We start from the raw sequence: 13,609 nt of genomic DNA, 5'->3' as shown, positions 1-13,609 counted from the left end.
AGAAGCTGCCTAGCATACGCGAAACGGTGTTCTGGCCGGAAGGAAAAAATGGTTATCCTGCCACTATTGCTCTTGCCGGCGCCTGGCGCTGTTGCGTGGATGCATGGACGCGGGTGGCCGTTTGGCGCTGCGCCGGTCGGCTGCAAATTTCTGCTTGGAAATGTGGCAGAATCTTCGCAGAACCCGGGTCTGGAGGTGGCCACCATGCGTCTGCGAGTTTTCCTGTCATGTTTGCTGGGCGCGACGGCGGCCCAGGCCGGCGACGTCAGCCTGCTGGGCGTGTTCGCCAACAAGGCCATGCTGGCCGTCGATGGCGCCCCGCCCAAGGTGTATGCGGTGGGCGCCCTGTTGCCCGACGGCGCCAAGCTGGTGGCGGTGGCCGGCAACCAGGCCGTGATCGAGGAAAACGGCCAGCGCTATACCATCGTGCTGGGCGCCAATGCCGCGCGCGGCGGCGCCGGCGCGCCGGCCAGGATCACGCTGGCGCCCGACGCCATGGGCCACTACCTGGTCAACGGGGAAATCAACGGCCAGGCGGCGCGCATGCTGATCGATACCGGCGCCAGCCTGGTGGCCCTGCCGGCGGCCGAGGCGCGCCGCATGGGCATCGATTACCGCAAGGGCAAGCCGATGCTGAGCAGCACGGCGGGCGGCGTGGTGCTGGTCTACCGCGTGCGTCTGGACAAATTGCGCATCGGCGAGATCGAACTCCTGGGCCTGGAGGCGGTGGTGCACGAAAGCGGTCTGCCCCTCATCCTGCTCGGCAATTCCTTCCTCAACCGCTTCGAGATGCGCCGCGATGGCGAGCAGATGACGCTGGTACGCCGCTAGCCCGTTCAGGCGGCCTGCTGCATCTCGGCCAGGCGGCTTTCATACAGCGCGGCCATGAGGTCGGATTGGGACAGGATGCCGGCGCAGCGGCCGGCCTCGTCCACCACGGGGATGTGGTGCAGGCCGCTGTCGGCCATCAGCGGCACCAGGTCGACGATGGGGGTGTCCAGCGCCGCCGTCTGTGGCCGCGCCGTCATGATCTGGCCCACCACCTCCGGCTTGTCGCCATGGCTGCGGCCGCTGGGCCGCAGGAGGTGGCGCAGGCGCGCCGGCAGGCTGGTGAAATCGTCCAGGCCGCTATGGCGCAGGAAATCGCCCTGGCTCACGATGCCGATCACGCGCCGGCCCGGGTTGAGCACGGGCAGGGCGGCCACGCGGTGGTGCTGCATCAGCTGCCAGGCCTGGGCCAGCGGCGTGCCGAATTCCACCGTCACCACATCCCGCGACATGATGCTGGCGCAGCGGATCTGGCCGAAGCGGCGCTGGTAGGCGCGCATCTCGGTCTGCTGGATGATCGCTTCCAGGTCGTCGCGGCTGACGTCGAGCACCTGGCCGTACTGGCGCAGCACCGCGTCCAGGTCGGCCGGCTGGAAGCCGAGGCGGCCGGTGGGCAGCGGGTCGCGCGTGGCGTGCGGATTGGGCGGCGTGTGCTGGGCATGCGGATAGCGCCGGCCGCTGAGGTTGTTGTACAGGACGGCGCCGAGCACCATCACGGCCGAGTTCAGCAGCACCGGCCCGAGCGCGAAGCCGAAGCCGGCCGCGTGCACGGCCGGGCCGCCGATCACCGTGGTCAGGGCCACCGCGCCGCCGGGCGGATGCAGGCAGCGCAGCGCGAACATGGCGGCGATGGCGCCGCAACTGGCCAGCGCGGCGCTGGCCATGCCGGGGCCGAGCCAGCGCACGCAGGCCGCGCCCACCAGGCCCGACACCACATTGCCGCCGATCACGGACCAGGGTTGGGCCAGCGGACTGGCGGGCAGGCAGAACAGCAGAACGGCGGAGGCGCCCATCGGCGCCACCAGGTAAATGGCGGCATCGCCCAGCAGCCAATGGCTGCACGCGGCGGTCAGCAGCAGGCCGAGCATGGCGCCGGTGCAGGCGCGCAGGCGTTCGCTCAGACTGGCGGTATGGGGCAGGGGGAGCCAGCGCTCCAGCAGGGGTTTCAACATCGTACCCCCGATTATCCCATGTTCCGGCTAACTCGGCAGGCCGTGCGACAAGAGTTCCAGCGGCAGCGCGCTGCTGGACTTGATTTGCTCCATCGAAAACGCCGAGGACACGCCCGTCAGATGGGCCACTTTGATGAGTTTTTTGTAAAAGCGGTCATAACCCGCGATATCGGTGGTCACCACCTTCAACAGGTAGTCCACGTCGCCGCTCATGCGGTGGAATTCCAGCACCTCGGGCAGGGCGGTGACGGCGGCGGCGAAGCGCGCCAGCCATTTCTCGTCGTGCTGGCTGGTGCGCACGCTGACGAAGACCGTCACCGGCAGCCCGACCTTGCGCCGGTCGACGATGGCGACCCGGCTCTCGATATAGCCATCCTCCTCGAGCCGCTTGAGGCGCTTCCAGCACGGCGTGCTGGACAGGCCGACGCGCTCGGCCAGCTCGGCAATCGACAGGGTGCCGTCGGCCTGCAAGGCGGCGAGAATCGCATAATCGAAGCGGTCGAGATGATTCATTCTATAAATTTCCAATGACTAGCATGTATATGCTAAATACTAGGCGATGAGGAGGGATTTTGGAATAAATCTTTCGCATAAATTGCGTAAGCTATCCATATCTCCTTGTCCACCCGCATCATGAGCACTGAAATCTATCTTGACGGAAACGCCACGACCGCGGTTCTGCCCGCCGCCATCGACGCCGCCCTGCACGCCATGGGCGCAGACTTTGGCAATCCCAGCAGCAGCCACGGTGCCGGCCTGAAAGCCAAGGTGCTGCTGGACGGGGCGCGCGCCTGCGCGCGCCGCCTGCTGGGCGTGGGCGAAGGCCGTCTGATCTTCAATAGCGGCGCCACCGAAGGCATCCAGACCGCCGTGTTGTCGGCCCTGTGCGCGATTCGCGAGCGGCGCGCCGCCGGCCAGCGCGTCGGCAGCCTGCTCGTGTATGGCGCCACCGAACACAAGGCCGTGCCGGAAGCGCTGGCGCACTGGAACCGCCTGCTCGGCCTCGACCTGCTGCTGTACGCGCTGCCGGTCGACGCCGGCGGCCGCCACGACCTCGACGCGCTGCGCGCGCTGGCGCCGGAAGCGGCCCTGGTCTGCACCATGGCCGCCAATAATGAAACCGGCGTGATTTCCGACCTGGACGGCATCGGCGCCGCCCTGGCCCACAGCAACACGCTGTGGATGGTCGATTGCGTGCAAGGCCTGGGCAAGCTGGCCTTGAATTTGCAAGCGACGCGCATCGATTACGCGCCGTTCTCCGGCCACAAGCTGTTCGCGCCCAAGGGCATCGGCATGCTGTATGTGCGCGCCGGCGCGCCGTTCACGCCGCTGATCATGGGCGGCGGCCAGGAAACCGGCCTGCGCTCGGGCACCGAGAACATGGCCGGCATTGCCGCGCTGGGCGCCGTGCTGCAGGCGCTGGAAGAGGGCAACACTTTCCGCAGCCATGCCGAACTGGAGGGTTTCCGCGCACGCCTGGCGGCCAGCCTGCGCCGCGCGCTGCCCGGCATCGTCTTCAACGCCGCCTTCGAGCACACGCTGCCGACCACCCTGAACTTCTCCGTGCCGGGCCTGGCGTCGCGCGAACTGCTCGACGTCTTCGACGCCGCCGCCGTGCGCGTCAGCTCGGGCAGCGCCTGCTCCGCGGCCAAGGCCGCGCCCAGCTATGTGCTGCAAGCCATGGGCCTGCCCGACTGGCGCAGCAGCAGCGCCATCCGCATGTCCTTCGGCGCCACCATCGACAGCGCCACCATCGACGACGCCTGCGCCCGCATCGAGCGCTGCGGCGCCGCGCTGCGCAGCGCCGGCCTGCTGCCCGACGCCAAAGTCCCGCCCGCAGCCGACGGCGTGGTGCAGCTGAGCGATGCCGGCCGCCACAGCTGGCTGGTGCTCGACGCCGCCAGCCGCGCCGCCGCCGTGATCGACGCCCAGCCGGCACTGCAGGCGCGCATCGACGCCCTGCTGCACAGCGGCGGCTACACCCTGCGCGCCAGCCTGCGCACCGATGCCGCCGATACCATTGCACCGGTACGCCTGGGCGCGCGCCTGCTGCTGCCCTGCCGCGTGGCCGACGCCACCATCTACCTGCTGGGCCGCGCCGACGCGGCCCAGACCACGCTGGCGCCGGCCGCCGTGCGCCACGCCTTCACCGGCCAGGCCGCGCTGGCGCCGCTGGCCGACCTGCTGGGCGCCGACAGCCTGATCTGTCCCGCCAGCGAAACACAGAGTGCCTTCTGTACCAGCCTGCGCGCCGAAGCGCGGGCTGGCCAGACTGCCGCCGACGATGTCAACCTCGACGCCGCCGGCCTGGCCGCTTTCCTGCAAAGCAATCCCAATGTGCTGCTGGTCGACGTGCGCGAAGCGTATGAACACGCCGCCAGCGCCGGCGGTCCCGGCGGCCGCGCCGCGCTGAACATCCCGCTCAGCCGCCTGGCGCAGCAGATCGAAGCCTGGCAGCAAAGCCCCAGCCAGCCCCTGGTCTTCTTCTGCCGCAGCGGCAACCGCAGCGCCAAGGCCGTGCACTGCCTGCGCCGCCTCGGCCACAGCCAATGCTGGCACCTGGTGGGCGGCATGGCCCTGACCAGCGCCGCCCCCATCCTGGCGCTCGCGGCCTGAGCGCCTACCTGTTCTGTCCTTTACGGCGGCTTTGGCCGCCGTTTTTTTTGCTTCCTCGCATGTGTACGCTAGCGCACTGTCGTCTGCCGTGCGCCTGCTTAAGATGGGCTGACCCATACTGCTAATCCCCGCAAGGGGAAACAGCATCGGCTCAAGGAAGCGAGGCCGTTTTGATTGATTTCACCAAATTTGTTCCCGGTATGCAGGCGGGGTTCCGGGAAGCCATGTCCGGCCAGTTGCACAGCGCGGAGCGGGATGACGATTCACCGCTGCGCGCGGAACTCTACAGCGCGCAGCAGATGGCCCACCATGGCCGCGCCCTGGCGCGCAGCCATGCGCTGAGCCGGCAGGCGGGACGCGACCGGCTGCTCTCGCGCCTGGCCGAAAACAGCGCCGTCATCGCCCTCACCTGCGAGGAGCTGACGGCGGCGGTGAAGAGCGGGCGCCAGATCACGCCCGCCTCCGAATGGCTGCTGGATAATTTCTACCTCATCGAAGAACAGATCCGCACCGCGCGCCGCCACCTGCCCAAGCATTACAGCAGGGAGTTGCCGCGCCTGGCCAAAGGCGCGCCCGAGGGCACGCCGCGCGCCTACCAGCTCGCGCTCGAAATCATCGCCCACGGCGACGGCCGCGTCGACCCGGAAAGCCTGTGCCGCTTTGTCGATGCCTACCAGGAGGAAGCGCCGCTCAAGCTGGGCGAGCTGTGGGCCATTCCGATCATGCTGCGCCTGGCCCTGATCGAGAACCTGCGCCGCGTGGCGGCGCGCGTGGCCGAGAACCGCGTGCAGCGCGACCTGGCCAATACCTGGGCCGACCAGATGGTGGAGGTGGCCGACAAGAATTCCAGCGGCCTGATTCTGCTGGTGGCCGATATGGCGCGCTCGAATCCGCCCATCACCAGCGCCTTCGTGGCCGAGCTGGCGCGCCGCCTGCAGGGCCAGAGCCCGACCCTGACGCTGGCGCTGAACTGGATCACCTACAAGCTGGCCGAGAGCGAGCAGACCATCGAGCAGCAGATCCAGATCGAGATCCAGCAGCAGGCCGCCGACCAGGTGTCGATCGCCAACAGCATCGGCAGCCTGCGTTTCCTCGGCACCATGGACTGGCAGGAGTTCGTCGAAACCATGAGCGCGGTGGAGCAGGTGCTGCGCCAGGACCCGGCCAATGTCTATGGCGCCATGGATTTCGCCACGCGCGACCAGTACCGCCACGTGGTCGAGAAAGTGGCGCGCCGCTCGCCGCTGACGGAGGTGGAGGTGGCGCAGCAGGCGCTGGAACTGGCGCGCCTGCATGAGGGCAATGGCAGCGAAGCGCGCCTGGCGCATATCGGTTTTTACCTGATCGGCGGCGGCCTGCCGCTGCTGGAAAAGCGGGCCGAGATGCGCCGGCCGTTCTGGGCCGCGCTGCAGCATGCCACGCGCGCCGCGCCGCTGGCGAGCTATCTGGGCGCGATCGCCGCCATTTCGCTGGTGGTCACGGCCCTGATGCTGGGCCGCGCGCTGCGCGACGGCGCCGAACCCTGGCAGCTGGCGCTGGTGGCCGCGCTGGGCCTGATGGGCAGCAGCCAATTGGCGCTGGCGCTGGTGAACTGGGCCGCGACCCTGCTGACCTGTCCCCATCCCTTGCCGCGCCTGGACTTCAAGGAAGGCGTGCCGTCCGATGCGCGCACCATGGTGGTGGTGCCGACCCTGCTCTTCAGCAAAGACAATGTGGCCGAGCTGTGCGAGCAGCTGGAAGTGCGCTTCCTCGCCAACCGCGATCCGAACCTGCGCTATTGCCTGCTGACCGACTTCGCCGATGCGCGCGAAGAGGTGATGCCGGACGATGCGGCCCTGCTGGAACAGGCGCAATCGCGCATCCGCCGCCTGAACGACAAATACGCGCCGCCGCCGGCCGCGGCGGAACCGCCGAACGGCGTGCCGGAACCGCTGGCGCTGGCCGCCAATGGCCAGGCCATGCGGCCCTTCCTGCTGCTGCACCGGCCGCGCCTGTGGAACCGCGCCGAGGGTGTGTGGATGGGCCAGGAGCGCAAGCGCGGCAAGCTGTCCGACCTGAATCGCTTCCTGCGCGGCGGCGCGCGCGACAAGTTCGCGCTGGTGGAAGGCGAGACGGCGGACCTGGACAGCTTCAAATACGTCATCACGCTCGATACCGACACCCAGTTGCCGCGCGACGCGGCGCGCCAGTTCATCGCCACCATGCGCCATCCGCTGAACCAGCCGCGCATCGACGCGCACACGCGGCGCGTGGTGGAAGGCTACGGCATCCTGCAGCCGCGCGTGGCGGTCAGCCTGCCCAGCGAACACGCTTCGCTCTACGAACGGCTGTGCGGCGGCGAGCCGGGCATCGACCCCTACACGCGCACCGTGTCCGACGTTTACCAGGACGTGTTCTTCGAAGGCTCCTTTATCGGCAAGGGCATCTACGATGTCGACGTGTTCGAGCACGTGCTGGCCGAGCGCCTGCCCGACAATCGCATCCTCAGCCACGACCTGCTGGAAGGCTGCTATCTGCGCGCCGGCTTGCTCAGCGACGCCCAGCTTTACGAGCAGTATCCGGCGCGCTACCACGACGATGTGAGCCGGCGCCAGCGCTGGATCCGCGGCGACTGGCAGTTGCTGTCCTGGCTGGCCGGGCCAGTGCCGCTGCGCGGCGGCCGGCGCGAGCGCAATCCGCTGTCGGCCCTGTCGCGCTGGAAGCTGTTCGACAATCTGCGCCGCAGCCTGGTGGCGCCGGTGCTCACGGCCGCGCTGCTGCTGGCCTTCGCCGCGCTGTCCCATCCCTGGTTCTGGACCGCCGCCGTGCTGGCCATCATCTTCTTGCCGCCGCTGGTGAGCGCCCTCTACGATCTGGGCAACAAGCCGCCGGACACGCTGTGGGAGCAGCATCTGCGCGCCTCGCTGCGGCGCAGCGGCCTGCAGTTCGCGCACGGCTTGCTGACCCTGGTCTTCCTGCCGTATGAAGCCTATATCAGCCTGGACGCCATCGCGCGCACCGGCTGGCGCCTGCTGTTCTCGCGCAAGCACTTGCTGGAGTGGCGCGCCTCGGCCCTGCTGCGCTCCGGCACGGACCTGGGCAGCAGCTGGCGGCGCATGTGGATGTCGCCGCTGCTGGCCGTGGCCGCCGGCGCGGCGCTGGCGTTCTGGCATCCGCGCGCGCTGGGCGCCTCGCTGATCTTCCTGGGTGCCTGGTTTGCCGCGCCCGTGGTGGCGTGGTGGATCAGCCGCCCCATCGTGCGCGAACAGACCCAGCTCAAGGAAGAGCAGACGCGCTTTCTGCATCTGCTGGCGCGCAAGACCTGGGCCTGGTTCGACACCTTCGTCGGCCCCGAGGACAATTGGCTGCCGCCCGATAATATGCAGGAGCGCCCCACGCAAACCGTGGCCCACCGCACCTCGCCGACGAATATGGGCTTGTCGCTGCTGGCGAACCTGAGCGCCCACGATTTCGGCTACATCACCGGCGGCCAGCTGCTGGCGCGCACGGAGCACACCTTGCGCAGCATGGAGAAGCTGGAACGCCACCAGGGCCACTTCTACAACTGGTACGACACAGTGTCGATGAAGCCGCTGCTGCCCATCTATATTTCGACGGTGGACAGCGGCAATCTGGCCGGCCACCTGCTGGTGCTGCAACCGGGCCTGGAGGCCTTGCAGGACCAGCCCATCTGCGGTCCGCGCCTGGCCGACGGCGTCGCCACCACCTGGCAGGTGCTGGAGGAAGCGCTGGCGGCGGCGGGCCATGCCAGGCCCCAGGGCTGGGACGCGCTGCGCGCCCTGGCCTCGCCCGAGCAGCCCTGGTATCCGGCCACGCTGCAGGAATGGCGCGACTGGCTGTCGGCGCTGCTGCGCACCGCCGAAGCGATGCAAGGCGACGCCGCGCTCAGCGACGCCACTGCCGCCATGTGGGCGGCGGCCCTGCTGCAGCAGCTGCGCGCCGTGAGCGCGGAGCTGGCGGCGTTGGCGCCGTGGATCAGCGCCGCCAACGGCCCGCCGGCGCAAGGCGAGGCGGTGGCGGACACGTTCACGCGCGTGCCCACTTTGCGCGAGCTGGCCGCCATGGATGGCGGCGCGCTGCTGCCGGCCGAAGGCAGCCTGGCCGGCGCGGCGGCGGATGATCCGGTGCGCCGGGGCGCGCAGGCGGCGCGCGAGCGCCTGCTGCAGATCGCCGCGCTGCGCCAATTGGCGCAGCAGTTCGAGCGTCCCGAATTCGGCTTCCTGTACAACCCCACCACCAATCTGCTGGCGATCGGCTACAACCTGAGCGAGCGCCGCCTCGACGCCAGCTATTACGACCTGCTGGCCTCCGAAGTGCGCCTGGCCAGCTTCGTCGCCGTGGCCCAGGGCCAGCTGCCGCAGGAGCACTGGTTCGCGCTGGGACGCCAGCTGTGCATCGTGCACGGCCAGCCGGTGCTGCTGTCCTGGAGCGGCTCCATGTTCGAGTACCTGATGCCGCTGCTGGTGATGCCGACCTATCCCAGCACCCTGCTGGACCAGACCTACCAATCGGTGATCGCGGCCCAGATCGAATACGGCAAGCAGCGCAGCGTGCCTTGGGGGATTTCCGAATCCGGCTACAACACCACCGACGCCGCGCTGAACTACCAATACCGCGCTTTCGGCGTGCCCGGCCTGGGCCTGAAGCGCGGCCTGGGCGACGATGTGGTGGTGGCCCCCTATGCCACCATGCTGGGCCTGATGGTCGACGCCGACGCCGCCTGCCAGAACCTGCAGAAGATGGCGGCCCTGGGCTTCATGGGCCGCTACGGCTTCTACGAGGCCATCGACTACACGCCGGCGCGTCTGCCGCGCGGCCAGAACCACGCCGTCATCAAATCGTATATGGTGCACCACCAGGGCATGGGCCTGCTGGCCTTGAGTTATCTGCTGCACGACCGTCCCATGCAGCGCCGCTTCGAATCCGACCCGCTGCTGCAATCGACCCTGCTGGTGCTGCAGGAGCGCAGCCCGCAGGCCGGCGCCTTCCACTCCAGCAGCGCCGAGCAGGCGGCCATCCGCGCCACCGCGCCGGAGCAGGCCATGCCGATGCGCATCCTGACCCAGCCCAATACCACGGTGCCGGAAACCCAGCTGCTGTCCAACGGCCGCTACCACGTGATGGTGACCAATGCCGGCGGCAGCTACAGCCGCTGGCGCGATCTGGCCGTGACGCGCTGGCGCGAAGACAGCACGCGCGACAACTGGGGCCAGTTCTGCTATGTGCGCGACCTGGACGACGGCGCCTTCTGGTCCACCACCTACCAGCCCACGCTGGCCGAGCCGCGCCGCTTCGAGGTGATCTTCTCCGAAGGGCGCGCCGAGTTCCGCCGCACCGACCGCGAGATCGAGCTGTACACGGAAATGGTGGTGTCGCCGGAAGACGATATCGAAATGCGCCGCACCCGCGTCACCAACCAATCGAGCCGCCGCCGCACCATCGAAGTGACCAGCTTCGCCGAAGTGGTGATGGCGCCGGCCGCCGCCGACGCCGCCCACCCGGCCTTCAGCAAGCTGTTCGTGCAGACCGAGATCGTGCCCGACGAAAGCGCCATCCTGTGCACGCGCCGTCCGCGCGGCAAGGGCGAGCACACGCCCTACCTGCTGCATGTGATGACGGTGCACGACGCCCATGTGCTGGACGTATCCTATGAAACCGACCGCGCCCGCTTCATCGGCCGCGGCAACACGGCGCAGGCGCCGCAGGCCATGCTGGAAGAAGGGGAGCTGTCCGGCAGCCAGGGGTCGGTGCTCGACCCCATCGTGGCGATCCGCTACCGCATCGTGCTGGAACCGGACCAGGCGGCGATTGTCGATATCGTCACCGGCATGACCGACACGCGCGACGCGGCCCAGTACCTGATCGACAAATACCAGGACCGCCACATGGCCGACCGCGTGTTCGAACTGGCCTGGACCCACAGCCAGGTGGTGCTGCGCCAGCTCAACGCCAGCGAAGCCGACGCCCAGCTTTACGGCCGCCTGGCCAACCACGTGATCTATCCGAATCCGGCCTTGCGCGCCGAGGCGGCGGTGCTGATCAAGAACCAGCGCGGCCAGTCCGGCCTGTGGGCCTACGCCATTTCCGGCGACCTGCCCATCGTGCTGCTGCAAATGAAAGACCCGGCCAATATCGAACTGGCGCGGCAGATGGTGCAGGCGCACGCCTACTGGCGCCTGAAAGGCCTGGTGGTCGACCTGGTGATCTGGTACGAGGACTTGTCCGGCTACCGCCAGGCCCTGCACGACCAGATCATCGGCCTGATCGCCTCCGGCATCGACGCCCAGGCCATCGATCGCCCGGGCGGCATCTTCGTGCGCCCCTTCGACCAGCTTTCGGCGGAAGACCGGGTCCTGCTGCAGACGGTGGCGCGCGCCATCCTGGTCGACAGCCGCGGCACCCTGGCCGAACAGGTCAAGCGCGCCAGCCCGGCGCCGCTGCGCATGCCGCCGCTGGTGGCCGACAGCCGCGGCCAGTACGACGACGCCGGTCCGCACACGCGCCAGCCGCATGGCCTCCTGCTCGGCAACGGCATCGGCGGCTTCACGCCCGACGGGCGCGAATACGCCATCGTCACCGGACCGGGACAGCGCACGCCGGCGCCCTGGTCGAACGTGCTGGCCAACCCGCAGTTCGGCAGCGTGGTGTCGGAAAGCGGGCAAGCCTATACCTGGCACGAGAACGCGCACGAATTCCGCCTCACGCCCTGGCATAACGACCCGGTCAGCGACGCCAGCGGCGAAGCCTTCTACCTGCGCGACGAGGAGAGCGGCCAGTTCTGGTCGCCCACCGCCTTGCCGGCGCGCGGCAGCGGCGACTACCTGACCCGCCACGGCTTCGGCTACAGCGTGTTCGAACATACGGAAGCGGGCGTCAGCTCGGCCATGACCAGCTTCGTCGCCCTCGACGCGCCCGTGAAATACACCCTGCTCAATGTGCGCAACGATTCGCCCGTCCCGCGCCGCCTGTCCGTCACCGGCTATGTGGAATGGGTGCTGGGCGATATGCGTTCGCGCTCCGGCATGCATATCGTCACCGAGGCCGATCCGGCCAGCGGCGCGCTGTTCGCCAAGAACGCCTACAACACCGAGTTCCAGGGCCGCGTCGCCTTCTTCCACACCGATGCTGGCGCCCGTTCGCACACCGCCGACCGCGCCGAATTCATTGGCCGCAACGGTAATCTGGCGCAGCCGGCCGCGCTGCGCCGCGTGCGCCTGTCGGGCAAGACCGGCAGCGCGCTCGACGCCTGCGCCGCCATCCACGCCCCGTTCGAATTGATGCCGGGCGAAGAGCGCGAGATCGTCTTCATCCTGGGCCTGGGCGGCCGCCGCAACGCCGACGCCAGCACCATGGTGCAGAAGCATGGCGGCGCGGAGGCGGCGCATGCCGCGCTGGCCGCCGTGCAGGCGCATTGGGACGAGGTGCTGGGCGCGGTGCAGGTGCAAACGCCCGATCCGGCGCTTGACGTGATCGCCAACGGCTGGCTGATGTACCAGACCATCGCCTGCCGCATGTGGGCGCGCAGCGGCTATTACCAGTCCGGCGGCGCCTTCGGCTTCCGCGACCAGCTGCAGGACGCCATGGCCATGGTGCATAACCAGCCGCAACTGCTGCGCGAACACCTGCTGCTGTGCGCCGCCCACCAGTTCGTCGAAGGCGATGTGCAGCACTGGTGGCATCCGCCCTCCGACCGCGGCGTGCGCACGCACTGCTCGGACGACTATCTGTGGCTGCCGCTGGCGGCGGCGCGCTACGTCGCCAGCACCGGCGACCTGAGCGTGCTCGATGAAAGCGCGCCTTATCTGGAGGGGCGTCCCGTCAATCCAGATGAAGACTCCTACTACGATATGCCGGGCCGTTCCGGCCAGAGCGGCAGCCTGTACGAGCACTGCCAGCGCGCCATCCGCAACGGCCTGCGCTTCGGCGCGCACGGCCTGCCCCTGATCGGTTCCTGCGACTGGAACGACGGCATGGACAAGGTGGGCGAGGAGGGCAAGGGCGAGAGCGTGTGGCTGGCCTTCTTCCTGTACGAAGTGCTGCAGCGCTTCGCCGAAGTGGCGCAGCGGCGCGGCGACGAAGTCTTCGCCGGCGAATGCCGCGAACAGGCGCAGCGCCTGGCCGCCAATGTCGAACAGAATGCCTGGGATGGCGAATGGTACCGGCGCGCCTACTTCGACGACGGCACCCCGCTCGGCTCGCGCGAAAACGAGGAATGCCAGATCGACTCGATCTCGCAGAGCTGGGGCATCCTGTCCGGCGCCGCCAACCGCGAACGCGTCGAAGGCGCCATGCGCCAGGTCGACGCGCGCCTGGTGCGGCGCGACTATGGCCTGATCCAGCTGCTCGACCCGCCGTTCGACAAGGCCGATTTAAATCCCGGCTATATCCGCGGCTATGTGCCGGGCGTGCGCGAAAACGGCGGCCAGTACACCCATGCCGCCATCTGGACCGTGATGGCCTTCGCGCGCATGGGCGAAGTCGAAAAAGCCTGGGAACTGATGCGCATGATCAACCCGGTCAGCCATGGCGCCAACGCCGACAGCAGCGCCGTCTACAAGGTCGAACCCTATGTCGTGACGGCCGACGTGTACGCGGTCGCGCCCCATGTGGGACGCGGCGGCTGGAGCTGGTACACCGGCTCCTCCGGCTGGATGTACCGCCTGATTCTCGAATCCCTGCTCGGCCTGACGCGCCAGGCCGACAGCCTGACGCTGGCCCCGCTGCTCCCCGCCGGCTGGGACGGCTTCGCCCTGCGCTACCGCTATGGCCGCAGCGTCTACGCCATCACCGTCCAGCGCAGCGCCGAGGCCGGACTAGAAATCGACGGCATCCCGCAAAGCAGCCAGCAAATCCCCCTGCGCGACGACGGCCGCGAACACCAAGTCACCCTGCGGATTTGAGCAATGTCAAAGAATGTCCCACCCTGGTGTCAGGCACCACGGTCGGACATTCTTTGAGAAAAATCAAGGAATGTCCACCTCTGGTGCCTGACA

Annotated in this window: 5 protein-coding genes; 3 read left to right on the top strand and 2 right to left on the bottom strand. The window is 68.6% G+C overall.

Annotation, left to right across the window (positions count from 1 at the left end; translation table 11 throughout):
- Positions 1 to 204: 204 nt before the first annotated feature.
- Positions 205 to 831, top strand: coding sequence for a TIGR02281 family clan AA aspartic protease (locus FHS03_RS25190; protein WP_229426417.1), 627 nt, complete (start codon positions 205 to 207; stop codon positions 829 to 831).
- A 5-nt stretch (positions 832 to 836) separates the two neighbouring features.
- Here FHS03_RS25190 and FHS03_RS25185 read toward each other — a convergent pair whose 3' ends face one another.
- Together FHS03_RS25185 and FHS03_RS25180 are read right to left on the bottom strand one after the other, a co-directional pair.
- On the bottom strand, positions 837 to 2,000 hold the full coding sequence (locus FHS03_RS25185) for an HPP family protein (RefSeq protein WP_183443653.1): 1,164 nt from the start codon (positions 1,998 to 2,000) through the stop codon (positions 837 to 839).
- Positions 2,001 to 2,027: 27 nt separating this feature from the next.
- Positions 2,028 to 2,513, bottom strand: coding sequence for an Lrp/AsnC family transcriptional regulator (locus FHS03_RS25180; protein WP_183443652.1), 486 nt, complete (start codon positions 2,511 to 2,513; stop codon positions 2,028 to 2,030).
- Positions 2,514 to 2,633: 120 nt separating this feature from the next.
- On the opposite strand from FHS03_RS25180, the gene FHS03_RS25175 reads away from it, so the two are divergent.
- Positions 2,634 to 4,616: an aminotransferase class V-fold PLP-dependent enzyme gene (locus tag FHS03_RS25175; RefSeq protein WP_183443651.1), complete on the top strand. Its 1,983-nt coding sequence runs from the start codon at positions 2,634 to 2,636 to the stop codon at positions 4,614 to 4,616.
- Between the two features lie 224 nt (positions 4,617 to 4,840).
- Positions 4,841 to 13,516: a glycoside hydrolase family 94 protein gene (locus FHS03_RS25170; RefSeq protein ID WP_229426415.1), complete on the top strand. Its 8,676-nt coding sequence runs from the start codon at positions 4,841 to 4,843 to the stop codon at positions 13,514 to 13,516.
- Positions 13,517 to 13,609 lie beyond the last annotated feature (93 nt).

Source organism: Pseudoduganella violacea, from assembly GCF_014191875.1.
Classification (GTDB): Bacteria; Pseudomonadota; Gammaproteobacteria; order Burkholderiales; family Burkholderiaceae_D; genus Rugamonas; species Rugamonas violacea_A.
Note: the sequence above shows the minus strand (reverse complement) of the source record. Positions and strands in the feature narration are given on the sequence as shown.